The organism is Streptomyces sp. NPDC016469 (assembly GCF_040632905.1).
GTDB lineage: Bacteria > Actinomycetota > Actinomycetes > Streptomycetales > Streptomycetaceae > Streptomyces.
On record NZ_JBEYCQ010000007.1, the window covers coordinates 203367 to 226625 of the forward strand.

Sequence of the window (23259 nt, forward strand, 5' to 3'; positions counted from 1 at the left end):
CGCACCCCCGTGACGTGTACGTGCCCGAACCCTGCCGCCCCAGGATGACGCACCGGACGCCCCCGCGTCAGGGGATCAGGCGCCCTCAGCCCTTGCGGCGCCGCCGCCCCAGGAGGAGCAGCAGCCCGATCCCGGCGAGCACGGCGACGCCGGTCAGCGTCGTGCCCTTCACCGGCACACCGTCGCCGCCCCCGTCGGCCGTGTCCTTCGTCCCCCCGGCCCGGTGCGTGGCGCCGCCGCCCCCGTCCCCGGTCTTCTTCAAATCCACCCGCACGACGCTGCTCCGCTCGCCCTCGGAGCCGTACATCAGGGCGGAGCCGTCCGCCGTGTACGTCACGGACTCGGACTGCGGGAGCAGCGGCGACTCGACGTCGTAGTCCTTGCCGAGGCGCCCGTGCGCGAAGGTGTAGCCGCGGGCGCTGAAGTAGGAGCGCAGGACGAGTTCCTTGCCGTCCGGCGAGAAGGCGCCGTCCGTCACCCAGGGGACCTCGCCGACCCGCTTGAAGACGTTGTCGCCGCCGGTGGTGAGCTTCGCGGGGCCCTCGTACAGGCCGCCGCCGTCCTCGTTCTTGGAGGCGATGTAGACGCGCCCGGTCTTGGGGTGGACCATCAGCGCCTCCGCGTTGCGCGCCCCGTCGGCGTACTTCACGTCGAACTGGGTGGCCCGGACGGTGGCGTCCTTCAGGGTCTTCGGCTCGGGGAAGCGGTAGATCCAGACGTGGTCCCAGCTGCCGTTGAGGTTGTCGCCGATGTCGCCGACGTAGACGTTCCCGTCCGGCCCGATCGAGATGGCCTCGACGTCGCGGGGCTGCCCGACGCCCTTCATGGTGATGGTCGCGACGGTCTTCCCGGTCCGCGAGTCGACGGCGAAGACGTACGGACCGTCGTCGCTGTCGTTGTGCGTCCAGTAGATCCCCGGGTGGAGACGGCTCGCGGCGAGGCCGCTGGACTCGGTGATCCGGGGGTCCTCGATCGTGAAGCTCCGGTCGGCCCCGCCGTCGGCGAGCGCGGGGGCCGCGGCGAGGGCGAGGAGCACGGCGGCGCCGAGGGAGGACGTCAGTCGGTACGAACGCATGGCACAAGTGTCCATCGTCACGTACCGGTCCGTAACCAAGATCCGCCATGATGACGGACATGCGTTTCATGTGCGTCGGCGATTCCATGACCATCGGGCGCGCCGGCGACTTCACGTGGCGCTATCGCGTGTGGCAGCACCTGGAGGCGGCCCCGGACGGCCCCCACGAGCTGGTCGGCCCGCGCACGGGCCTGTACGACCCGGATACGGGCACCGCCTCCTCCTCCGCGTACGCCGCCGACGACTTCCCGCCCGCCGCACGCCGCCACCTCGCGGGCTGGGGCGAGGGCTGGCTCCACATGGCCCCGCCGATAGCGGACGCGGTGACCGCACACCGCCCGGACGTCCTGCTCGTCTCCCTCGGCCTGATAGACCTCGGCTTCTACACGGACAGCGCCCGCACGGCGGAGAACGCCGCCGCGTTCCTGACGGCGGCCCGCGAGGCGAACCCCCGCATCCGCGTGGTCCTGCTCCCGGTGATCCCGAACATCCGCGCCGAGACGGACGCCCCGTTCGCGGCGGAGTGCGCGACCCTCAACGACCTCCTGGCGAAGACGGTGGCCAACCTGTCCACCCCAGGGTCCCCCCTCCTCCTGGCCTCCCACCCCCCGGCGTACGACATCCACACCTCCACGTACGACGGCACCCACCCGAACCCCACGGGCGAACACCAACTGGCGGCCGCCTTCGCGGACGCGCTGCACGAGGCGTGGGGGGTGGGCGGCCGGTACGCGGGGCGGCGGAGCGCCCGGTCCGGGCGACGGCTGCTGTCTCGTGATGCCCGTGAGGTGCGCGTGCGACGTCCCGCCGTGCCCCGGCAGGGGCCGCTCCCCGTGAGGAGCGGCCCCACTGAGTGAACGGTGCTGCCTCAGCCGAGTGCCTGGAAACCGCGCCATCCTCCCGTGCCGACCACGGTGGGCGTTCCGGCGATGCCGGTCTTGGTGAGGGAGGGATAGAAGTAGAGTCCCGCCTCCATGTCCACGGTCGTGCCGTAGATGTCGGCCTTGCCGTCTCCGTTGCTGTCGCCCTCGGAGGCGATCAGCGGGTGGTCGAGTACGTTCCAGCCGAAGTCGTCGAGCTCCGTGGCGGAGCTCCCGAGACCTTCACCCGCCGGGCCGGACCCCCGGTACAGTCGGAGCCGTCCGTCGTACCGCTGCCTGGCGACCATGTCGACCCGGCCGTCCGCGTCGACGTCCCCGGGCGCGACCATGTCGTACTTGCTCCAGCCCCCGTCACCGACCAGGACCGGATCGGCGATGTCGTCCAGGTAGAAGCTGTCGGAGCCGTAGTAGAGCCAGAGGTGGTCGCCCTCCTTCACCAGGAGGTCGGTGTGGCCCGGCACGTCGGGTGTGCCGTCCGCATCGACGTCCAGCGGGCCGTCCACGTCCCCGACCGCCAGGATCTGATCGGCATCGGCCCAGTGGTTGTTCTGGGGGTTGGCGACATCGAGCCGCACCCGGTCGAAGGCGCAGCCCAGTGAGGCGCCGTCGACTTCCTCCCCTCGTGCCGTACAGGCGTGCCCCAGAGCGTTGTTGGGATAGACGTAAAGGCCCTTCACACCGTCCGCTCCGGGCTGGGCGGCGACGAGGTCCTCGTATCCGTCGGCGGTCCAGTCCCCGCGGTGCGTGATCGATGCTTCGTCGAAAGTGGGCCCGCCGGCGATCGTGTACGGCGCGTAGCGGCCGTTGCCCTGACCGGCGTACATCCACAGAGCCCCGTCGCCGCGGACTCCGTACATGTCCGGGTTGCCGTCGCCGTTGAGGTCACCGGGCTTGTCGGTGACGCCTGGGCTGTTGGCGTAGAAGACGTACAGGGCACGGTCGGAGACGTTGCCGGCCCTGTCGATGCTGTTCACATACAGCATGTGGTTGCCCGCTGCGAGCGGCCGCAGCTTGACGCTCACCGATCCGCCCTGCTGGGAGGGTGTCGCGGTGAGGACCTTGCTGCTCCAGTCGGTCCAGTACTGGTACTTGACGACGTCGGCGACCCCACCGCTGCTGAGCGTGAAGGTGCCCTCGGAACGAGCGCTTCCGGTGGTGGCCGGCCAGCCGTCGGAGCCATTGGGGAACTGGATGGAAGTCACTCCGGGGGGCGTGGACGGCCGGGTGGGGTCGTAGACGAAGCGGCAGCCCGGTTTGCCCGTGGCAGGCACCCATGCGGAAGAGAGGGAGCCGTCCTGAGTCTGTGCCTTCCAGGAGAAATTCCCGTTCGCCACGGAGAGGTAGGGCGTGAGCTGGGCCTTGGTGACCTTGAGTTTCGCGACGGTTCCGGAGGTGGTGGAGACCGTCTTGTCGACGATCATCACCCCTTTGGGGTCGTCGTCGGGATGGTGTCCGGTGGCCCAGAGCCTGAAGTGCAACTTCACCGTGCCACCGTCGCGGTCCGCGCCCTTGGCGGTGAGGTACAGGTCGGTGTTCCCGATCAGCCCGTAGGGAGCGCTGTCGCCGCAGCCTGCGCTGTTCTTGGTGGAAGGACTGGTGTCCAGGCCGGTGGGAACGCTCGGGCGGGTGTTGTACGTGGTCGAGAGTGCAGCCGACCTGGCGTCGAACTTCTTCCAGCCGTAGACGTCGCTCTCGTCGCTCGCCTTGAGCGCCAGGGTGATGGTGTTCCAGTGACCCACGGCGGCGTCCTTGGCAGCTGCGGTGGCATCGAAGGCGAGGTTCCCTCCGGGGCAGTCGGAGCCCCAGCCCTTCGCGTCGGTCACCGTATCCAGGGTGCGGATCTTTGTGGGCTGGTGGTCCCAGGTGGTGGCTGAGCTCATGTACTCGGTGTGCCACAACTCGATCGGCTTCTTGGTGCAGGACCAGGACCAGGTGTTCTTGATGGTGAACTTGGAGCTGGAGATCACCTTGTCCGTCGACCAGAGGTTGCCGGTCTTCATGCGGAAGTAGGAGCGGGCCAGACCATTGGTCACGTTCTCGTAGCCGGCTCTGGCCGTCGTGGTCCCGTTGTACCAGTTGGCCCCGTTGTAATAGGACGTCTTCGGGTCCTTCTTGTACGCGATGGTCCAGGCGTACTTGGAACCGCTCACCGCCGGGTCCAGCAGGACCGGATACTGCGTGTCCTCACCGGCCAGAAGGTCCAGGTTCGGAGTGAGGCTCAACTTGCCGTCCGCGACCTCCACCCCCATGGCGGCCCGGTCCGCCCCGTAGCCCGGCTCGAATTCATCTGTCGGCGGCGGAGGCCCCCCGTCGGCGTCGAGCGTGCGCATCTGCGGCACATCGGCGGTCCCGCTGTCCCACATGAGTGGAGTGGGGGCGGTGAAGATCTCTTGTCCGACGGAGTCGACGGCCGTCAGGTTGCCCTCGGCGTCGGTGCGGGCCTCCACTCCCTCGGTCTCAAGATCGAAGTCGATCTCATGGAGCTCCGGGTTGGCGGCGCCTTCAGCGGATTTCACCACGAACAGACTGGCGAACCCGGCCGAGCTGACCCGCAGCTTGAGATCCACGTCGAGCAGCACGTTCTCGAAGGTCGCGGTGTCCCCATCGACCTGGGGCTCCGGGAGGGCGCGGGCCCAGCTCCACGACATACTGCGCCCATCACGCACGATGGTCACCAGAGGGCCCTCGCCGCCACCGGAGACGCGCACGCCCACCTCGGCCGCCTTGGGCGACAGCGTTCCATCGGAATTACGGACCAGATCGGTGTCTATTGGCACAAGCTGCTGGTTCTTACGGACGAACTGCGGCAGGACGTAGGCGTCCTGGGTGAACGTCCCATCGGGGTTGGCGAATACCTGTGACGTTTCGGTGCGGCGCGCCAGCACCTCGGCCGGAAGCCCGGTGTCGGCCGCTTCGGCCAGAGCCTTGTCGTCCGCGCCGAGTTCCCGGGCCGACCCTGCGGGCCGGCCACTCGCCGCCGCCTCCGCGACGGGCGCGATTTGCAGCGGCAAGCAGACGGCTAGAGCAGTGATCGCCGCCAGGGCATGCGCCACGGCCCCTCGCGATGCCCGCTGTCTGCGTCTATGTCTCCAATGACCCATTTCTGAAATCCCCTCCCAGGTGTCATCGGTTCGCACACTAGAGCGTGTGGGACTTGCGAGGGATGAGTTTTCGCCGTTGAGAAGAAGCGATGGTTCTCGCGTGGTTGCAATTTGGCCTAAATGCAACCCACCAAAAGGAATATTCAGCCACAAATACCGCTGAAACAGAGTCGAATCGGCGGCATTTTTATCTGAAAATACGCGAAAACTGCCGTCACAAACACGAAGCAGCTGTAAAGATTGCTGCTACCTTCCGTGCCCGTCTGTGTTCCTTCTGTCGAACAGTTGGGGGATTTACGCGCATGCGCTGGGGTGGGGGCGTCAAGATGAGAGGCGCAGGGCGGCGATTGCGGCTGATAGCCGTCGCGCTGGTCGGTTTTCTTTTTGCAAGTCTGCTGGCAGGGCCGGTCGCGGCAGCGGCAGAACTGCACCTGGAGAAGCTACGGGCGAGCAAACCCGTACCTACGTCCGAAGTGAAGAAGCAGCCGTCTTCGATACGCGATGCGACGCTGCGGCAACCGTGGAAGCAGCCCAAGGTCACCTGGCCGAAGCCGGGCACGGCCACCGCAAGGGTCCCCGAGGGGGGTTCGCTCAGGGCCGGTTCGCTGCCGGTGCGCCTGGGCACGGCTTCCGGCAAGGCACGCCGGTCGCAGGCGACGGGACCGGACGCGGTCCAAGTACAGGTACTCGGCCGCGCGGCCACGCGGGATCTGGGTGTCGACGGGATCGTGCTGGCACTGAGGCCCACGGAAGGTTCCAAGGGCGCCGTGGACGTCCAGGTCGACTACTCCGGCTTCCGCGACGCCTACGGTGGCGACTGGGCGTCGCGCCTGACTCTGCGCGAACTGCCTGCTTGCGCCGCCACCTCCCCCGGCAAGAAGGGATGTGCCGCCGGCCGCACGCTGCCGACGGACAACGACACCGAGGCCCATTCCCTGAGCACCCGGCTGGAGCTTCCGTCCGCCGCGCACGACGACACTCTGCTCCCGGCACCGGTGGCCGCGTCCGGGCAGAAGCTCTCAGTGGCACAGGGGACCGTGCTCCTCGCCGCGACCGCGGCGGAGTCGGGGCCCTCGGGCAGCTTCAAGGCGACGTCTCTCGCCCCGTCCGCTTCCTGGGTGGCCGGCGGATCGAACGGCGCGTTCTCGTGGAACTACCCGATCACCGTCCCGGACGTGCCCGGTGAGACGGCACCGGATCTGAAGCTCGCCTACTCCTCGCAGTCGGTGGACGGACGTACCGCCTCTACGAACAACCAGGCCAACAACATCGGCGACGGATGGTCGATGGAGCCGGGCTACATCGAGCGGCAGTACATCTCGTGCACGGACGACACGAAGGACAGCAACACCACCGCCAAGGTCGGTGACCTGTGCTGGAAGAAGGACAACGCCGTCATCAATCTCGGCGGCCAGTCCAACACCCTGATCAAGGACACGGACTCCGGTGAGTGGCACCTGGAGAGCGACGACGGGACGAAGGTCGTCAAGCTCACCAACACCGCGCTGGAGAACGGTGACAACGACGGGGAGTACTGGCGCGTCACCACCCCCGACGGCACCCGCTACTACTTCGGCTACAACCGCCCCAGCGGCTGGGCCGCCGGCAAGGACGAGACCAACTCCACTTGGACGGTCCCCGTCTACGGCAACCAGTCCGGCGAGCCCTGCCACGCCACCGCCTTCAAGGACTCCTGGTGCCAGCAGGCTTGGCGCTGGAACCTCGACGTGGTCGCCGACCGGCACGGCGACGCCATGACGTACTACTGGGACAAGGAGTCCAACTACTACGGCCGCAACGTCAACCCGTCGACCGGCGACTCCACCGCCACCATCTACGACCGCGGCGGCTCCCTCAAGCGCATCGAGTACGGCCTGCGCTCCGGCAACTACTACGCGAAGCCCGCGGCCAAGGTCGACTTCACCCTCTCCCCGCGCTGCCTGAGCGACTGCACCTTCGACAAGGACCACGCGAAGAACTGGCCCGACGTCCCGTTCGACCGCTACTGCCCCTCGGGCACCGAGTGCAAGGACCGGTACTCCCCGTCCTTCTGGAGCCGCAACCGCATCACCAAGATCGACACCTCGGTGCTGACCGGCGATGCGTACAAGCCGGTCGACACCTGGGCCCTGGCCCATCAGTTCCCGGCCACCGGTGACGGCAGCGACCCGGCTCTGTGGTTGGCCTCCATCACCCGCACCGGTCACACCGGCACCGGCGACGTCAAGCTGCCCGCGGTGACCTTCAAGGGCCAGACCCTGCGCAATCGCGTCGAGGGAGCCACGACCGGCGGGAACCCCGACCCCGTGCCGGCGATGTGGCGCTACCGCGTCTACGGCATCGAGACCGAATCGGGAAGCACTCTCGGCGTCACCTACTCACGGGAGGACTGCAAGGCCGGAGACGTACCGGCCCCCGAGGACAACAACCGGCGCTGCTACCCCGTGAAGTGGTCACCGCCGGACGCCCCCGCCGCGAACTACGAGCCCTACCTCGACTGGTTCCACTCCTACGTGGTCACCCAGACCCTCGAATCCGACAACACCGGTGGCGCGCCGGCCAAGGAGACCGACTACAGCTACCTGGACGGCATGGCCTGGGCGAAGGCCAAGGACGACGAGTTCACCACGGCCAAGCACCTGACCTACAGCGACCGCAAGGGCTACGGCCGCGTCCAGGTCCGCACCGGTGCCTCGCCCGACAAGCGAACCCTCAAGGAGTACCGCTACTTCAGGGGTATCGACGGGGCGGCCGTCAAGGACCACAAGGGCACCGCGGTCACCGACAAGGAAGCCTTCGCCGGCATGACCCGCGAGGAGGCGGTTTACAACGGCGACGGCGGCAAGCTGGAGACCACCACCAGCTATGAGCCGTGGCTGTCCGCGGCGACGGCCACCGAGAACCGGTCCGAGGGCCTGCCCGCGCTCAAGGCGTACGCCACCGCCGCCGGCGACCAGGAGACGCGCACCGCCGTGGGCGACACCTGGCGCACGACCCGGGTCGAGAGGACCTTCGACGCCATCGGCCAGATCCTGACCGAGTCGGAGCTCGGGGACACCTCGAAGTCGGGTGACGAGCGGTGCACCACCACGGCCTACGTCCCCAACGCGGCCAAGAACATCCTCGGTCTCGTCTCCGAGGCGAAGACCGTCGCGAAGGCGTGCGGTACTCCGCCCGACCTGCCCGCGGACCTGATATCGCTCCAGCGGAACTACTACGACGGTGCGACCAGCCTCTCGACCGCCCCCACCAAGGGTGACGTGACCCGGCTGGACGAGCAGGACGCCAAGGGCACCGGCTACCTCACCACCGCCACCCACAGCTACGACCAGCACGGCCGCGAACTGACCGTGACCGACGCCCTCGACAACACCACGAGCACCGCGTACACGCCCGCCACGACCGAGGCACCCACCTCCGTCACGGTGACCAACGCGGCGAACCACGAGACCACCACGTCCTACGATCCCGCCCGCGGCGTTGCCACGGCGGAGGTCGACCCGAACGGCAAGCGGACCGACGCCACGTACGACGGTCTGGGCCGACTGCTGAAGGTGTGGCAGCCGGGGTGGACCAAGGCCGACCACGCCGACACGCCGTCCGTCGAATACGCCTACACGATCTCCCGCACGGCTGCGAACGCCGTCGCCACCAAGACGCTCAAGCAGAACGGGGAGTACCGCACCACCTACCAGATCTACGACGGACTCCTGCGCGAGCGCCAGACCCAGGCTCCGGCCACCGGCACGCAGGACCGGATCATGACCGAGACGATGTACGACACTCGTGGCTGGGCCTGGCAGTCCTTGGCCGCCTATTACGCGGCCGGAGCGCCCTCGGCCACGCTCGTGTCCACGACAGTCAACAAGGTTCCGGCCGCCACACAGAACCTCTTCGACGGCACCGGACGCGTTACCGATGCCCTGTCGCTCAAGTACGGCGACGAGCAGTGGCGTTCCAAGAAGATCTACGAGGGCGACCGCACGACGGTGATCCCGCCGAAGGGCGGCACCGCGTCGACCACGGTGACCGATGCCCGGGGCCGCACGACCGCGCTCCTGGAGTACACCGACGTGGCCCGCACCATGTCGCAGCAGACGATCTACACCTACGGCAAGTACGACGAGCCGTCGTCGGTCACCGATCCCGACGGCAACGTCTGGAAGTACACCTTCGACAGCCGTGGCCAGAAGACGGTGATCGACGACCCTGACCAAGGCGTGGCGCGCAACACGTATGACGACGAGGGCCGTCTCACCTCGGTGTCCAACGCCCGCGGCATCACCCTGACCACGCAGTACGACAAGCTCGGCCGCAAGACCGCCGTCCAACAGGGCGACACCGTACTGGCCAAGTGGACGTACGACACCCTGGCCAAGGGCCAGCTCACCAGCAGCACCCGTTATGTCGACGGTGCCGCCTACACGACGGCGACCGACGCGTTCAACGACCGCTACCAGCCCACCTCCACCACGACCACGATCCCCTCCGCCGCCACCGGGCTCGCCGGCACGTACACCTGGACCTACGGCTACAGCGCCGAGACCGGTGCCACGCTCTGGACCCTGAACCCGGCCATCGGCAACATCGCCGCCGAACGGGTCACCACCAACTACAACAGCGACGACCTCCCCTTCCGCACCAGCGGCGCACTCGGCGCTCTGGTGTCCAACACCTCCTACGACGTGTACTCCCGCTCGCAGCGGCTCGAGTTCGGTGCCGTTGTGGGCAAGAAGGTCTACAAGACCCAGGTCTACGACGAGCACACCGGGCGCCTGGCCCAGCAGATCACCGACCGGGACCTCGCCCCGCAGCGCGTGGACGACACCTCGTACTCCTACGACCCCGCCGGCAACGTCACCGGGGTGACCGCGGTCAGCGGCCAAGACGCGCAGCAGTCCACCGACACCCAGTGCTTCACCAACGACGCCCTGGGCCGGCTCACCGAGGCGTGGACCGCGAAGACCGACTGCACCACGGCGCCTTCGAAGGCCACGGTCGGGGGCCCGGACGCCTACTGGCAGAGCTTCGGCTACGACGCCCTGGGCAACCGCACCAAGCAGACCGACCACGCCACCGCGACCGCGGACACGGACACGACCACCACCTACACCCAGTCCGCTCCCGGCACGGGTCTGCCGCATGGTGTGCAGCAGGCTACGGTCAGCGGCGGGCCGGACAACGGGCGTACCAGCACCTTCGCGTACGACAAGACCGGTAACACCACCAAGCGCACCATCGGCACCACCACCCAGGACCTGACCTGGGACGCGGAGGGCCACCTCGCCACCCTCACGGAGGCCGGCAGGACCAGCAGCTACCTGTACGACGCGGACGGCGACCGTCTCATCGCCAAGAACGCCGACGGCTCCAGCGTCCTGACGCTCCCCAACGGCGACCAGCTCAACGTCGCCGCGAACGGCACCAAGACCGCCACCCGCTATTACACGCACAACGGCGAAACCGTCGCCGTTCGCACCGGCAGCACCATCTCGTACCTGATCAGCGACCGCCAAGGCACCGCGATGACCGCGATCGCCGCCGGAACCCTCGCCATCACCCGAAGGAAACAACTCCCCTTCGGCCAGCTCAGGTCCCAGCAGTCGACGGCCTTCGGGAACCACGGCTTCGTCGGCGGAACCAACGACCCGACCGGCCTCACCCACCTGGGCGCCCGCGAATACGACCCGACCCTGGGCCGCTTCCTCAGCGTCGACCCCGTCATCGACACCGATGACCCCGCCCAGATGAACGCCTACAGCTACGCCCACAACAACCCGCTCACCAAGTCCGACCCCGACGGCCTCCGCCCCGACGGCCCCGCCGGCGGCGCGACGTACAACGACGACCGCTGGTCCCAGGACCGCGGCGGCAACTCCGGCTACACGTACAAGAGCGGCAAGTGGGTCTGGCACTTCACCCCCAAGTCCTGGTTCGACCCCCGCTACCAGGCGTACCGGGCGAACCCGAGCAGCTACAAGGTCTTCCACTACAACGCTGCGGAAGCCGCTGCGGCCAAGAGGCAAGCAGAGAAGAATCGCATCGCCCGCGAGGAGAAGGCGGCTCAGGAGCGCCGTAAGCAGAACAGCCTCTGGGGGAAGATCAAGAGCGGCGTCAGCGCCCACAAGGGGTTGATCGTCCACAGGGCAATCAGCATCGGTGTCGGGATGGTTGCCGGAGTCGGAGTAGTCGCCATGTGCGCTGGAACCGCCGGAATAGGCTGCGCCATCCTAGCCGGTGCAGCAGTCGGTGCCCTGGTCGGCACACCAGCCCACCTTGCCGCAGATAGGGCCATGGGCCATGAAACCACTGGCTCGGAGGCCGCGAGGTATGCGCTGTCATCGGCCGCCGGAGGAGCCTTCCAAGGTGGATTCCGCTGGAATTACCGCACCAGCCCCCTCAAGTACGGGGCGGGCGCGGCAAAGAGCGGCGCGCAAACTGCGGGACGCGCTACGGCCCAAGGCGCCAAGAAGGCCGGGGCCTGGATCATGCGCCTTGTCACGACCCCCGCATACAGTGGCGGAATTGACCCGCGTGTAATGCCCGGCGTGGACCCGAGTCACGACGGCTGAGATTCGACACGTTGGGGCCTTGGCGTTCGCCAAGGCCCCAACGTGTCGCGAGATTTTGCGAGGCATTATGGAATTGAAGGGTTTCACGAAACACGTTTCACCGACCATGTGGGCCGCGCCCGCGAAATCCGTGGCGGTTTACGGGCGAGTGGATACGCCGCTCGGCGAGGCCACGTTGGAGCGCGGCCCGTCCAGCACTCGCACCCCGGAAGCCCTGGCCAACGGCTGGGAGGAGTGGGTGGTCACCCTGGCCGGAACCGCCGAGGCAAGGGTCCGGGACCTGGGTTCGCCAGTCTTCAACGTATGCCGAAAGCGCCTGGAGGCGGGGGTCGAGGGCGAGTTCAACGGGTCGCGGTTCAGCATCCACACGCATTCGTCATTCCGCCGGTCCGCAAGAATCGTCTCGTTCGACGGCCTCGGGATCACCTTCACCGCCCGTGGCCTCACGCTCTACGCGCACGAGGGTGACACCTGCATCGCGAGGGGGGGCGTGGGCCGCTGGACCACCACCACGCACTCGGCTGCAGGAATCATCAGCATGTGCCTCTTCGAGTGGGCCGGCATGTCCCACTTCCTGCAGACCCCCTTCTTCAGGATGCTCTGACGGGGACCGGTGGGCACCACGCGAGGGCATGGAGGCGACGCGCGGTCCGCCCTCCAACCCTGCAGGCCCTGCGGGGGGCGCCCTCGCGGTCAGTGGCGGTAACGGGCAGCGAGGATGACGACCCTTCCTCAAGTGGTACTTGGCGGCGTACCACTCTCCCCCGCTCCCTCACTCTCGTCCCGTCGGTTTCGCCCGTACGTGCATCCGCTCGCCCTGCGGTCCGAACAGGCTCAGGAACTCCACCGGTTCCGGTCCGGCCGCCCCCCACCAGTGCGGCGTGTGGGTGTCGAACTCGGCCGCCTCGCCCGCCGTCAGGACCAGGTCGTGGTCGCCCAGGACCAGGCGGAGCCGGCCCGAGAGGACGTACAGCCACTCGTAGCCCTCGTGGACCCGTTGCTCGACCGGGCCGGACGGGCCCGTCGCACCCGGCATGACCTGCTTGTACGCGTTCACGCCCCCCAGATGCCGGGTCAGCGGGACGAAGGTCATCCCGTGGCGTTTGAAGGGCCGGAAGGTGACCCTCGGATCCCCCGTGTCCGGCGCACCGACGAGTTCGTCCAGCTGGACGCCGTACGCCTTCGCCAGGGGGAGCAGGAGCTCAAGGGTCGGTTTGCGGCCGCCCGATTCCAGGCGGGAGAGGGTGCTGAGCGAGATGCCGGTCGTCTCGCTCAGCTGGGTCAGCGTCGTCCCGCGCTCGGTGCGCAGCGCGCGCAGGCGGGGGCCGACGCCGGTCAGGACGGCGGCCAGGTCGTCGTCGCCCATGGGGCCGGGGTGCTCCTTCGCTGCCATGGTCCCATTTGCCGGCCCGGCAACGCACCTTGTCAAACGGTAGGACCACCGGAGGCTCCCGGAGTGTCCTCTTCCGCCGGACCGATCATCGCCATCGACAGCCGCGTGAACTCGCTGGTCAGCCACGAAGGCGGCACCTGGCGCGGCCGCCGGCCGTGGTGGGCGAGCAGCTCGTCCACGGACCGCGTCAGCACCTTCACCACCACCGCGAGATCGCCGTCCACCCCGTGCCCCCGCGTCCGGGCCCGCTCGGACTCCGCCGTCAGGAACTCCACCCACACCGAGCGCCACATCGTCAGGTGCTCCTCCAACGCCCGGCTCACGCCCAGCACCTCCACGAAGGCCACCCGGGCCGCGTGCGGGTCCCGCGTCACGGCCCGGACGTACGCGTCGAAGAGCCTGCGGACCCGCTCCTCGGTCGGGCAGGTCTCCATGCCCTCCGCCGCCAGCTCCGCCTGCGCGGCCTGCATCCCGGCCATCGCGACCTCGTCGTACAGGTCGGTGAGCAGCGCCTCGCGCGAGGCGAACTCCCGGTGGAAGTCCCGCACCTCCACCTGCGCCTCCTCGCACAGGTCCTCGACGGTCGTGTGCGCGTAGCCGTACACCGCGAACAACGTCCGTCCTGCCGCCATGAGTTGCGCACGCACCCGCGCGGGGTCGCGCACCACTCGTACGCCGTCCCAAAGCTGCACCACGGTATCCACCACGGGTCCTCCTCAGTCCGTACCGGCCCCCGCCACCACTGTCCACGCCTCGCGGCATCCACGGCAAAGACCGCCACACCACGAACGGACGTGCGCTTCACTGCGCTGCCGCGCCCGCTTGCAGGATCGCCGTGACCCGTTCGCGCCAGGGCTGCTGTCGCTGCGGCCACTTCGCGAAGTGCTTTTCCTCGGCCGCCTGCCGGGCGCACGGGCCGCACAGCGTCTCGTCCGCCCTGGGCCGGAACACATGCTCCGGCCCGTCCCCCTCGCACGTCACATGCGGCCTGACCGTCGCCACCGGCGCGACGGGCGCGGGAGCCTCCGGCAGCTTGTGTACGAGGCGGTGGCGTACGAAGCCGTACGCCGACCGCACACCCTCAGCCGGGAGGCCGTGCACCAGCGCCTGCCGCAGATCCGCCGCCTTCACGCCCCGCCGCAGCCAGTCCGCCGCCATCTCGGAGAGGCTGCGCGCCTCGCGTACGCCGAGGTGCAGTTGCGGGTTCGTGTGCCGCAGTGAGAGCAACACGCGTTCCGCCTGGGCGACGTCCGGGTCGGTCGCCGCGACCGGCTCCGCCGACTCGACCGCAGGCGCCTCGGCCGCAGGCGCCTCGGTGGGTGGGTGGGGGTTGTTCTCCTCACGTTCTTCTTCAACCTCTGGTTGGGGAGCTCCGACCGGCCGAGTGCCCGCCTGACCGCCCGCCCGTGGCCGATCAGTCGGTTTGGCCTGCGCCTTCGCCCTCCTGAGCTCCCGCGCCTCGTCGTCCGTGAGCGGCACGTTGGAGAACAGCTGATCCGTCATCCACAGCCCGCCCTCGCCCTGCCACCGCCATTCGTGGACGTAACCGGCTTCCTTCAGCTGGGACTTGGCCTTCTGGTACGCCCGGCCCTTGATGCCGATCCTCTTCGCGTGATCGCTCAGCGCCTCGCTGGCGCAGGACTCGGGCAAACCCTGCACATACATGATCAGAACCTTTGCGTCATTGCTCAGATTCGGATGACGCACGACATCATGCGCGGCCTTCACATAGGCGCGGGAGGGCGAGATAGCATGCCAAAGCATCTTCGGTGGACCTCTGATCCATCTGTGGGTGAAGGCCCTCGGACCAGGTGTTGGGAGCACCCCCGAGGGCCGCCCCGTGTGCACGGTCGCACACGGAGCGTAACGACGCCATCAACGTACAGCAGAAATTCCGTCCGACACCACCTTGGTTACCAGCTCGAACAGAAGTTCTGTTTCCACGAACGGATCCTCGGCGGTCGGCTCCGAACGCCAGTCCAGCGGGTACGTCAGCCCGCGCAGCGCGGGCACCCCGACGAAGTCCGATCCCTTGCGCACGAGCGCGTCCGCGCCCGCCGGCCAGCGGTAGGCACTCGCCGTGCCGGGCGGCACGAGGAAGTACATGCTCCGCATCCCGATCCAGGAGCGGATGATCGGTCCGGCCTGGAAGTCCGTGAACTGCATCAGCTCGTACGAGACTTGCTCGCCGAGCACGCCAGAGATCCGGATCGCGTCGAAGTGGATGCCCGCGTGACGCAGGGCGTGGCCGCTGGCGGGAATCCAGCAGGGCACCGGGTTCGGTGAATTTTTCGGTTCCATACGGTAAGCGTCGGCGTCCGCACTTACCGTGACCAGGGACACGAGGCGTCTGTGCACTGTTGTGCACTTGGAGGTGGGGCTGTGCACTCCAGTAGTACCGGTGGCAGTACGGCCCGGATGTTCGGTGGGCTGTTGCGTCACTACCGCGAACTGGCGGGGCTGTCACAAGAGGCGCTGGGGCTCAGGATCGGTTTCTCCAAGTCGCAGGTGGCGATGGTGGAGAGGGGCCAGAGGCCGCCGAGAGGGGATTTCATCCCGAAGGCGGATACGTCGACAGGGGCGAACGGCGCCTTGCTCGTTGCGGCGGTGGAACTGAAGTTCAGCAGCGTGGCGACCTGGTTCGAACCGTTCGCCGACGAAGAGGCCAAGGCCGTAGCGCGTTACGAGTACGAGTGCCACGTAGTGCCCGGACTGCTGCAGACCGAGGCGCACGCGCGGGCTGTGTTCAGCCAGGCCTGCCCGCCCCTGGACGACGACGCGATCGAGCGGTTGGTAGCCGGACGCCTTGCACGGCAGACGCTGCTTACACGCAAACCACTGCCCGACATCAGCTTCGTACTGGAGCCAGGCGCGCTCAATCGCCCCATCGGAGGTCGAGACGTGCACCGAGCTCAACTCCGGCACATCCTCGAGGTCAGTCGTCTGCGCCATGTGAATCTCCAGGTGATGTCGCCCCACCGGGAAGCACACGCTGGTCTGGGTGGGTCATTCGCACTACTGGAGACCGAGGACCGGCGTCGGCTGGCATACCTGGAGGTTCAGGGGCGCAACTTCCTTGTCAGCGAACAGCCCTACCTAGGGGACTTGTTCGCCAGGTATGGCATGCTGCGGACCCAGGCGCTTGGACCGGAAGAGTCGCGCGAGCTGATCGAGCAGATGGCAGAAAGACTATGAGCACTGACCTCAAGTGGCACAAGAGCAGCTACAGCGGCCCAGAAGGCGGCAACTGCGTCGAGGTCGCCCTCTCCTGGTCCAAGTCCAGCTACAGCGCCCCGAACGGCGGCAACTGCGTCGAGGTCGCCGCCTGCCCCCACACCGTCCACGTCCGCGACTCCAAGGACATCACCGTCCCCGCACTAACCGTCTCCCCCGACGCCTGGGACACCTTCATCCGCCACACTGCCGCGTAAGGCACTCACGCGGCGTCCCGTGCCGCGAACACCTCACGTGCGGCAGCGAGCCCGTTCAGCGCGGCCGGGAAACCGGCGTAACCGGCCATCTGCGTGATGATCTCCACGGCCTCCTCCCGCGTGCCGCCCACGTTGAGCAGGCCGTGGAGGTGTACGCGGAGCTGCGGGCCGACCGTGCCGAGGGCGGTGCACAGGGCTACGGTGACGAGTTCGCGGGTCGGGAGGTCGAGGCCTGTGCGGGAGTACACGTCGCCGAAGGAGAATTCCAGCACGTAGCGGGCGAGGTCGGGCGCGATGTCCTTGAGTGAGTCGATGACCTGCTGCCCCGCGTGCCCGTCGATGTCGGCGAGGGCCTGCCGACCGCGTTCGAGGCGGTCGCCGCCCTGGTCGGCGGAGGAGTCGGCGGGTACGAACGGCTCCTCGTCGGGGCGGGACTCGAAGACCTCGCGGGCGGCGGTGAGGCCGTTGAGGGCGGCGGGGAAACCGGCGTAGACGCAGACGTGGATCAGCACCTCCACGATCTCCTCTCGCGTGCAGCCGACGTTGAGCGCGCCGCCGATGTGGAAGCGGAGCTGCGGGGCCGCGTTGCCCATGGCGGCGAGGGCGGCGACGGTGCTCAACTGCCGCTGGCGGCGGGTGAGTCCGGGGCGGGTGTAGATGTCGCCGAAGCCGAACTCCACGATGTAGCGGCCCATGTGCGGGGCGATGTCGGCGAGCCCGTCGATGACGGCGTCCTGGGCACCGTCGGCGACCTCGCTGAGGGCCGCGTAACCACGCTCGTACCGGTCGTTGTGCTGTTCGCTGGTCATGTCGGAGACGGTAGGAGTTGGAGTGCACTCCAACGCAAGCGAGTGTCGCGAAAACCCTTCGAGCGGGCGGGCCGGTGACTGCGATGATGCCCGGATGGACGCTCCGATCCCCCTGGACCTGGACACCTGGCCGCGCCGGGAGCACTTCGCACATTACCGGCGTCGGGTGCCGTGCACGTACTCGATGACGGTGGAGGTGGACGTCACGGAGTTCACCGCCGCGCTGCGGCGCTCGCCGCGCAAGTCGTACGTGGCGCAGGTGTGGGCGCTGGCGGCGGTAGTGAACCGGCACGAGGAGTTCCGGATGTGCCTGACGGAGTCGGGTGACCCTGCGGTGTGGCCGGTGGTGCACCCGGCGTTCACGGTGTTCAACGCGGAGCGCGAGACGTTCGCGTGCGTGTGGGCGGCCTACGACGCGGACTTCGGGGCGTTCCACGACGCGGCGGCGCCGCTGCTGGCGGAGCACGCGGGGGCGGCGGAGTTCTTCCCCCAAGGGCCGCCGCCGCCCAACGCGTTCGACGTGTCGAGCCTGCCGTGGCGGTCGTTCACCGGGTTCAACCTGAACATCCGTGACGGGTACGACCACTTGGCGCCGATCTTCACGCTGGGGCGGTACGTGTCGCGGGGCGACCGGGTGCTGCTGCCGGTCGCGGTGCAGGTGCACCACGCGGCGGCGGACGGGTTCCATGCGGCGCGCCTGATCAATGAGCTGGAGGAACTGATGGCGGATGCGGCGGGGTGGGTGTAGAGCCATGGCGAAGGGCTACTGGGTCAGTTGCTACCGCACCATCTCGGACCCCGGGAGGCTGGCGGCGTACAACGAGCTGGCCGGGGCGGCCGTCCGGGCCGGGGGCGGGCGGAGGCTCGTGGTCGGGGGGCAGGTGACCGCGTACGACGCGGGTGTCGCGGAGCGCACGGTCCTGATCGAGTTCGACACGTACGAGCAGGCGGTGGCGACGCGCGAGAGCGCGGCGTACCAGGAGGCGCTGGTGGCGCTCGGGGACGCGGTCGAGCGGGACTTCCGCATAGTCGAGGGGGTGGACTGACGGTCCTGGGCGGTTGCCTTCGGTCCTCGGGGATCGGCCGGCCGGCCGCTCCTGACCGCCCCTTAACATCTCCCCATGGGTTGGACGGCAGGTGACGACGGGGGAGCCGCGCCCGGGCCGGTGGCCCCGGCGCAGGGCTGGCAGGCACCGAGCGCGGTGGAGAGGGGACTGTACGAGGCCAAGGCGCGCGGCGACTGGCCCGCGTACTACGACCTCGTCGCCCGGGCCGACCTGTACATGATGCAGTCACGGGCGTTCGTCGACGCGAACCCGGGCCGCAGCTCTCTCCACCCCTATTGGAACCCGCAGACCCGGACCATGTGCCTGGCCGTCCACACCGGCGGCATGCTGCCGCCGCCCGTCGACGACCCGGTCTACAACTGCTACGACTTGGGCTGGTTCGCCGAGATCTGGCAGCAGGGCGACCCGCCCTACCTCGTCGTGAACCCCGGCAGCCCTTGCGAGGGAATCCTGCCGGCGGGCCCCGAGGGCCGCGCCCTGTGGAAGCGGCACGCGGCCCCGGTCGAACGGCCCGGGCTGGCCCGGGACGCCGTCCACACCCTGGAGACGGGCGGTCCGCTCAGTGGTCACGTCGCCTTCGGACTCGCGGTCGGCGCACACATCAACGTGCGCAACGGGCATTACTGGAACGCGATGGCCTACCACGGCAGCGGCTACCGCATCGAGAAGCAGACGCTGGAACGCTGGTGGAGCGTCACCACCCGCGAGGAGTGGCAGGTCACCCAGGAACAGCTGCTGCGCGCCGGAATGGTCAGCGACGTCTGGGAGTTCGTCCTGCGCCTGCGCCGCTCCATGGCCCTGGACTTCGCGGGTCCCGTCGACGTCGACCACTGGCGGCAGGCCGCGGCGAACGTGGTACGCCGGCGCGTCGAGGCGGCCGCCGAACCCCGCCTGACCGAGGACGGCGTCACCCGGGGCCACACCGTCACCTCCGCGGAGCTGGAGGGTCAAGTGACCGGCGTGCAGCGGTTGATCGGCCGCATCGCCCGGTACGAGGCGCGGTTCCGCGCCGATGGCCTGCTGCCGGAGAGCGGCTACGTCCACAGCGTCGAGGCATGGGACTACGGCCGGGCTTCCGGCATGGCCCGCTGGGGTCTCGCCGCCCGCCTGTGCTCCCTGCGGGAGGCGGAGGCGGCCGTGCTCCGCGCCGGTCGCCTCGTCCAGGTCAACTACCGCTCGTGGGAGGACTTCTCGGCCGCCTACATCCTCGGCCGCTGCCTCCACTTCGACGAGGAGGAGTTCGGCGACTGGTATGCGACCGCCCTCGCCACCCACCGCGCCCTGACCACGGACCCGTCCAGCCCGTGGCGCACGCTCCCCTGGGCCTAGGGGGTGTCCGCCCGGGAAGCCGTGAGGACCCGCACCGCCTCCCGGGGGTCGTCCACGGCGAACCGCACCTCGCGGACGTCCTGCGGCGGCTGCCCGGGCTTGGGCGCGACGGCGTACGGCTCGCGCAGGGTGACGCTGAGGGTGGTGGAGTCGCCGACGGGCATCGCGAGGACGCCGTCGCTGATCTGGACGGCCCTGCGGTAACCGCTGTGGCGGCTCGTGCGGACGGACTCGATGAGGTCGAGGGGGACGGCGACCTGCACGAAGTGCGCGAAGCGGAGGACGAGCCGGCCGCCCCCGACGACATGCGGCCGGACGGACAGGGCCGCGACGAATCCGACGAGCCAGAGCACGCCGTACGCGGAGAGGACGAGGAGGGCGATGCGCACGGGGGCCCAGGGCACGAGGAATTCGGCGAGCGCGATCTCCAGGGGCGCGAGGAAGACCATCACCCACATGATGGGCCTGATCTCGGCCCCGTACGCCAGGACCGAGCACCCGTCGGGCACGTCCGGCATCCGCCGTACCCACCGCCACAGCGCCCGGAACAACCCGAACTCCATCCCGACGACCTTGGCGAGGGGCCCGGGCAGCACGGTCCTCAGGGCCCGCTCCACAGCCTCCTGCCCATCGGCCCCGGCCCGCCGGGACGCCCGATAGGCCCGCCCGGCGAGCACCACCTCGACCAACACGACCCCACCGAGCACCCCCTCAACGGCGAGCCCCACGACAACGGCCTCGCCGACCCCGAGGACCCCACCCCGGACGAGCCCCACCTCGACCAGCACGACAAGGGGCACAACCCACCGAACCGCCCCGACCAGCCTCCGCCGCATGGCACCCCCTCCGCACCACCCTCACGCAGCGGGCCCTCCTCCGTCGAGACGACCTCTTCCGAGTGAAAGATTTCCGGCCGAGCCCGCCGTCAGCCCCGCAGCTCCGCCAGGTCCTCCTCGCTCAGCACGAGGTCGGCCGCCGCCATGTTCTCCTCCAGGTGCGTGAGGTCGCCCGTGCCGGGGATGGCGAGCAGGGCGGGGGACTCGGTGAGGAGGCGGGCGAGCTGTACCTGCGCGGGCGTCGCGCCCAGGCGGGCCGCGACCTTCTCCAGGCGGCTGGTGTCCAGGGGGTCGCGGCCGCCGCCGAGCAGGAAGAACGGTACGTACGCGATGCCCGCGGCCTCGCACTCCTCGATCAGGGCCAGGTCGTCCACGTACGGGTTCTGCACGCAGACCACCGGCGCGATCGCGCGGGCTTCCGCGAGCTGGGCGGCGTCGATGTTGCTGACGCCCAGGTGGCGGATCAGGCCCTCTTCGCGGAGGCCGGCCAGGACGGCGAAGCGTTCGGCCACGGACTCGCCGCCGGGGCCGCCCATGCCGCCGACGCGAAGGTTGACGACGTCGAGCCGGTCGACGCCGAGGGTGCTCAGGTCCGCCTCGACCAGGGCGCGCAGCTGGTCGGGCGTGGCCTGGCCGCTGGGCATGCCGTTCGGGCCCGGCAGGGGGCCGACCTTCGTCGCGATGACCAGGTCGTCGGGGTAGGGGGCCAGCGCCTCCCGGATCAGGTCGTTGGCGCGGACGTCGCCCCGGGCGTAGAACGCGGCGGTGTCGATGTGGTTCACGCCCAGCTCGACGGCCCGGCGGAGGACCGCGATGCCGTTCTCCGGGGAGCGGGCGGGGCCGTCGAACGTGCTCATGGGCAGGCGCATCGCGCCGAAGCCGAGGCGGTTGACGGGGAGGTCGCCGCCGAGGGCGAAAGTGGTGGTCGTCATGGCTTCATGCTCTCCGGGGCCCCGGGGGCGGCCCAGCGCGTGGCAGGTTACTGCCAGACTTGCGGGATGCGGAACGAACAGATCTTCTCGGTCCACGGCGACGCGGAGCTGCTGGCGCGCGCCGGACACCTCCTCGAATCCGCCCGCACCGAGTTCCTGTGCGCCGCCCGCACCCTGACGACCTGGCCCCGGCCGCAGACCTGGACCACGCCGGGCCCCGACTTCACGACCCGGAAGCTGCTCACCCCGGCGGCCCTGACGGACGAGGCGACCCGCGAGCACCTTCGGCTGGTGCTGGACGGGGGCGCCCAGGTGCGCATCACCGACGCGGAGCTCCCCCACGAGACGATCATCATCGACCGCCGGGTCATGATCCTGGCCGGCCGCGAGGCGCCCGCCGGCCGCGAGTACTCCGTGACGACCGCGAAGAACATGATCGACGGCGTGCACTCCCTGTTCGACGCGATGTGGGACCGGTCGGCGGACTACGACACCTACCTGGCCACGGACGCCCCGCAGCTGTCGCCGGAGGCCCGCCAGGTCCTGGAAGCGCTGAGCACGGGCCGCACCGACGACTCGGCCGCCCGCCACCTCGGCCTCTCGCTCCGCACGTACCGCCGCCGCGTGGCCGACCTGATGGTCACGCTCCAGGCGGCGTCCCGCTTCCAGGCGGGGCTGCGGGCGGGCGAGCTGCGGGCGCGCCGCTCAGGGGGCGCGCCCGCCGGTGGGTGACGACGACCGCCCTTACGGTGCCAGCGTGCGCAGGACGCAGAACTCGTTGCCCTCCGGGTCCGACAGGACCACCCAGCTGCGGTCCTCGCCCTGGCCCACGTCCGTGCGGGTGGCGCCCAGGGCCAGGAGGCGGGCGACTTCGGCCTCCGTGGAGCAGTCGACCGGGCTCACGTCCAGGTGGAGGCGGTTCTTGACCGCCTTGGTGGCCGGGACCCGCTGGAAGTACATCGTCGGCGGCATCTGGCGGGCCCGGATGTCCTCCGCCGTCGGGTCCCAGGAGCTGATCTCGACCATGTTCTCCGTGCGGTCGAGCACCGTGAAGTCCAGGACCTCGCACCAGAAGGCCGCCAGGCGCTCCGGGTCGTGGCAGTCGATGCTCAACTCGGTGAACCTGCTGGTCATTCCGCGGCCTTCCGTAGCGTGAACTCATTGCCGTCCGGGTCCAGGAGCACCCCGTCCGGGCCCCGCCGGGCGCCCAGCGCCACGAGGCGGGCGATCTCCGCCTCCTCGTCCGCGCCCGGGGGGAACGCCAGCTCGAAGTACAGGCGGTTCACGTCCGTCTTCTCGCGGACCGGCGGACCGCCCCAGGTGATCTTCGTGCCGCCCTCCGGGGACTGGACGGCCGTCTCCTCGTCCTGGTCCCAGACCAGCGGCCAGCCCAGGGCCTCGCTCCAGAAGTAGCCCACCGCCCGGGTGCCGTCGCAGGAGACCGCGCCGATCACCCCGGTGTCCGCGAGGAACGTGTTTCCCGCCTCGATCACGCAGAACTCGTTGCCGTCCGGGTCGGCGAGGACGATGTGGCCCTCCTCCGGGGTCTGGCCGATGTCGAGGTGCCGGGCGCCGAGTTCCAGCGCGCGGGCGACCGTGTCCCGCTGTGCGTCGGGGGTCGCGCTCGTCAGGTCGAAGTGCGCCTGGTTCTGACGGGTCTTGGGCGCCCGGCTCCCGGTGAAACGGAGCGCGTACCCCTTGCCGTCCGGGGGGACCACGACCGTGCCGTCGCCGGAACGCTCCCAGTTCAGGAGCCCTGCCCAGAAGCGGGCCAGGTCCGGCGGGTCGGTGGCGTGGAAGGCGATCGCTGCAAGGTGGGGCGTCATGTGCCGT

The 23259-nt window shown here is 69.3% G+C and carries 20 protein-coding genes; 9 read left to right on the forward strand and 11 right to left on the reverse strand.

Translation table 11 applies throughout. The features are described from left to right. Positions 1–85: 85 nt before the first annotated feature. On the reverse strand, positions 86–1075 hold the full coding sequence (locus tag ABZ565_RS10410) for a WD40 repeat domain-containing protein (RefSeq protein WP_361023139.1): 990 nt from the start codon (positions 1073–1075) through the stop codon (positions 86–88). Positions 1076–1134: 59 nt separating this feature from the next. Between ABZ565_RS10410 and ABZ565_RS10415 the strand changes: the two genes are divergently transcribed. Next, positions 1135–1932: a GDSL-type esterase/lipase family protein gene (locus ABZ565_RS10415; RefSeq protein WP_361023142.1), complete on the forward strand. Its 798-nt coding sequence runs from the start codon at positions 1135–1137 to the stop codon at positions 1930–1932. Positions 1933–1943: 11 nt separating this feature from the next. Here the strand turns inward: ABZ565_RS10415 and ABZ565_RS10420 are convergent, their stop codons facing one another. Continuing rightward, positions 1944–4967, reverse strand: a complete 3024-nt coding sequence (locus ABZ565_RS10420; RefSeq protein ID WP_361023145.1) for a VCBS repeat-containing protein — start codon at positions 4965–4967, stop codon at positions 1944–1946. A 563-nt stretch (positions 4968–5530) separates the two neighbouring features. On the opposite strand from ABZ565_RS10420, the gene ABZ565_RS10425 reads away from it, so the two are divergent. Together ABZ565_RS10425 and ABZ565_RS10430 are read left to right on the forward strand one after the other, a co-directional pair. Next, a complete protein-coding gene (locus tag ABZ565_RS10425; RefSeq protein WP_361023148.1) occupies positions 5531–11629 on the forward strand; it encodes an RHS repeat-associated core domain-containing protein in 6099 nt (2032 codons plus the stop codon). 19 nt (positions 11630–11648) lie between these two features. Beyond that, positions 11649–12233, forward strand: coding sequence for a hypothetical protein (locus ABZ565_RS10430; protein WP_361023151.1), 585 nt, complete (start codon positions 11649–11651; stop codon positions 12231–12233). A gap of 168 nt (positions 12234–12401) precedes the next feature. Here the strand turns inward: ABZ565_RS10430 and ABZ565_RS10435 are convergent, their stop codons facing one another. The 4 genes from ABZ565_RS10435 to ABZ565_RS10450 form a co-directional block, all read right to left on the reverse strand. After that, positions 12402–12995, reverse strand: coding sequence for a helix-turn-helix transcriptional regulator (locus ABZ565_RS10435; protein ID WP_361023413.1), 594 nt, complete (start codon positions 12993–12995; stop codon positions 12402–12404). Positions 12996–13054: 59 nt separating this feature from the next. Beyond that, a complete protein-coding gene (locus tag ABZ565_RS10440) occupies positions 13055–13729 on the reverse strand; it encodes a TetR/AcrR family transcriptional regulator (protein WP_361023154.1) in 675 nt (224 codons plus the stop codon). A 94-nt stretch (positions 13730–13823) separates the two neighbouring features. Further along, complete coding sequence (locus ABZ565_RS10445; protein ID WP_361023157.1) at positions 13824–14687, reverse strand: hypothetical protein; 864 nt, start codon at positions 14685–14687, stop codon at positions 13824–13826. Positions 14688–14897: 210 nt separating this feature from the next. After that, positions 14898–15296 carry a hypothetical protein gene (locus ABZ565_RS10450; RefSeq protein WP_361023416.1) on the reverse strand — a complete coding sequence of 133 codons (399 nt, stop codon included), beginning with the start codon at positions 15294–15296 and terminating at the stop codon, positions 14898–14900. 144 nt (positions 15297–15440) lie between these two features. Between ABZ565_RS10450 and ABZ565_RS10455 the strand changes: the two genes are divergently transcribed. After that, positions 15441–16217, forward strand: a complete 777-nt coding sequence (locus ABZ565_RS10455; protein ID WP_361023419.1) for a helix-turn-helix transcriptional regulator — start codon at positions 15441–15443, stop codon at positions 16215–16217. Next, the gene (locus tag ABZ565_RS10460) at positions 16214–16453 is read left to right on the forward strand and encodes a DUF397 domain-containing protein (RefSeq protein ID WP_361023160.1); all 240 of its coding nucleotides are present in this window, start codon (positions 16214–16216) and stop codon (positions 16451–16453) included. The genes ABZ565_RS10455 and ABZ565_RS10460 overlap by 4 nt, the downstream gene beginning before the upstream one ends. 5 nt (positions 16454–16458) lie before the next feature. On the opposite strand, the gene ABZ565_RS10465 is transcribed toward ABZ565_RS10460, so the two are convergent. After that, on the reverse strand, positions 16459–17262 hold the full coding sequence (locus tag ABZ565_RS10465) for a carboxymuconolactone decarboxylase family protein (RefSeq protein WP_361023163.1): 804 nt from the start codon (positions 17260–17262) through the stop codon (positions 16459–16461). A 94-nt stretch (positions 17263–17356) separates the two neighbouring features. On the opposite strand from ABZ565_RS10465, the gene catA reads away from it, so the two are divergent. The 3 genes from catA to ABZ565_RS10480 all read left to right on the forward strand — a co-directional run bounded on the left by catA (position 17357) and on the right by ABZ565_RS10480 (position 19658). Further along, positions 17357–18010 (forward strand): type A chloramphenicol O-acetyltransferase, encoded by a 654-nt coding sequence (gene catA, locus ABZ565_RS10470; protein ID WP_361023166.1) that lies wholly within the window; start codon positions 17357–17359, stop codon positions 18008–18010. A 4-nt stretch (positions 18011–18014) separates the two neighbouring features. Next, the gene (locus tag ABZ565_RS10475; protein ID WP_361023169.1) at positions 18015–18308 is read left to right on the forward strand and encodes a DUF1330 domain-containing protein; all 294 of its coding nucleotides are present in this window, start codon (positions 18015–18017) and stop codon (positions 18306–18308) included. 75 nt (positions 18309–18383) lie between these two features. Continuing rightward, positions 18384–19658, forward strand: a complete 1275-nt coding sequence (locus tag ABZ565_RS10480) for a DUF1266 domain-containing protein (protein ID WP_361023172.1) — start codon at positions 18384–18386, stop codon at positions 19656–19658. Here the strand turns inward: ABZ565_RS10480 and ABZ565_RS10485 are convergent. Both ABZ565_RS10485 and ABZ565_RS10490 read right to left on the reverse strand, forming a co-directional pair. Continuing rightward, positions 19655–20458, reverse strand: coding sequence for a hypothetical protein (locus tag ABZ565_RS10485; RefSeq protein WP_361023175.1), 804 nt, complete (start codon positions 20456–20458; stop codon positions 19655–19657). The genes ABZ565_RS10480 and ABZ565_RS10485 overlap by 4 nt on opposite strands. A 125-nt stretch (positions 20459–20583) precedes the next feature. Further along, positions 20584–21426, reverse strand: a complete 843-nt coding sequence (locus ABZ565_RS10490) for an oxidoreductase (protein ID WP_361023178.1) — start codon at positions 21424–21426, stop codon at positions 20584–20586. Positions 21427–21492: 66 nt separating this feature from the next. Here ABZ565_RS10490 and ABZ565_RS10495 point away from each other — a divergent pair, with 66 nt between their 5' ends. Continuing rightward, the gene (locus tag ABZ565_RS10495; RefSeq protein ID WP_361023181.1) at positions 21493–22158 is read left to right on the forward strand and encodes a DNA-binding response regulator; all 666 of its coding nucleotides are present in this window, start codon (positions 21493–21495) and stop codon (positions 22156–22158) included. Positions 22159–22170: 12 nt separating this feature from the next. Here ABZ565_RS10495 and ABZ565_RS10500 read toward each other — a convergent pair whose 3' ends face one another. Then, a complete protein-coding gene (locus ABZ565_RS10500) occupies positions 22171–22560 on the reverse strand; it encodes a VOC family protein (RefSeq protein ID WP_361023184.1) in 390 nt (129 codons plus the stop codon). Further along, positions 22557–23252: a VOC family protein gene (locus ABZ565_RS10505; protein WP_361023187.1), complete on the reverse strand. Its 696-nt coding sequence runs from the start codon at positions 23250–23252 to the stop codon at positions 22557–22559. The genes ABZ565_RS10500 and ABZ565_RS10505 overlap by 4 nt, the downstream gene beginning before the upstream one ends. Positions 23253–23259 lie beyond the last annotated feature (7 nt).

Coding starts and splice junctions, on each gene's coding strand:
- ABZ565_RS10410 (WP_361023139.1), bottom strand. CDS start 1,075: ATGCGTTCGTACCGACTGACGTCCTCCCTCGGCGCCGCCGTGCTCCTC.
- ABZ565_RS10415 (WP_361023142.1), top strand. CDS start 1,135: ATGCGTTTCATGTGCGTCGGCGATTCCATGACCATCGGGCGCGCCGGC.
- ABZ565_RS10435 (WP_361023413.1), bottom strand. CDS start 12,995: ATGGGCGACGACGACCTGGCCGCCGTCCTGACCGGCGTCGGCCCCCGC.
- ABZ565_RS10445 (WP_361023157.1), bottom strand. CDS start 14,687: ATGTATGTGCAGGGTTTGCCCGAGTCCTGCGCCAGCGAGGCGCTGAGC.
- ABZ565_RS10455 (WP_361023419.1), top strand. CDS start 15,441: ATGTTCGGTGGGCTGTTGCGTCACTACCGCGAACTGGCGGGGCTGTCA.
- ABZ565_RS10460 (WP_361023160.1), top strand. CDS start 16,214: ATGAGCACTGACCTCAAGTGGCACAAGAGCAGCTACAGCGGCCCAGAA.
- ABZ565_RS10465 (WP_361023163.1), bottom strand. CDS start 17,262: ATGACCAGCGAACAGCACAACGACCGGTACGAGCGTGGTTACGCGGCC.
- catA (WP_361023166.1), top strand. CDS start 17,357: ATGGACGCTCCGATCCCCCTGGACCTGGACACCTGGCCGCGCCGGGAG.
- ABZ565_RS10475 (WP_361023169.1), top strand. CDS start 18,015: ATGGCGAAGGGCTACTGGGTCAGTTGCTACCGCACCATCTCGGACCCC.
- ABZ565_RS10480 (WP_361023172.1), top strand. CDS start 18,384: ATGGGTTGGACGGCAGGTGACGACGGGGGAGCCGCGCCCGGGCCGGTG.
- ABZ565_RS10490 (WP_361023178.1), bottom strand. CDS start 21,426: ATGACGACCACCACTTTCGCCCTCGGCGGCGACCTCCCCGTCAACCGC.
- ABZ565_RS10495 (WP_361023181.1), top strand. CDS start 21,493: ATGCGGAACGAACAGATCTTCTCGGTCCACGGCGACGCGGAGCTGCTG.
- ABZ565_RS10500 (WP_361023184.1), bottom strand. CDS start 22,560: ATGACCAGCAGGTTCACCGAGTTGAGCATCGACTGCCACGACCCGGAG.
- ABZ565_RS10505 (WP_361023187.1), bottom strand. CDS start 23,252: ATGACGCCCCACCTTGCAGCGATCGCCTTCCACGCCACCGACCCGCCG.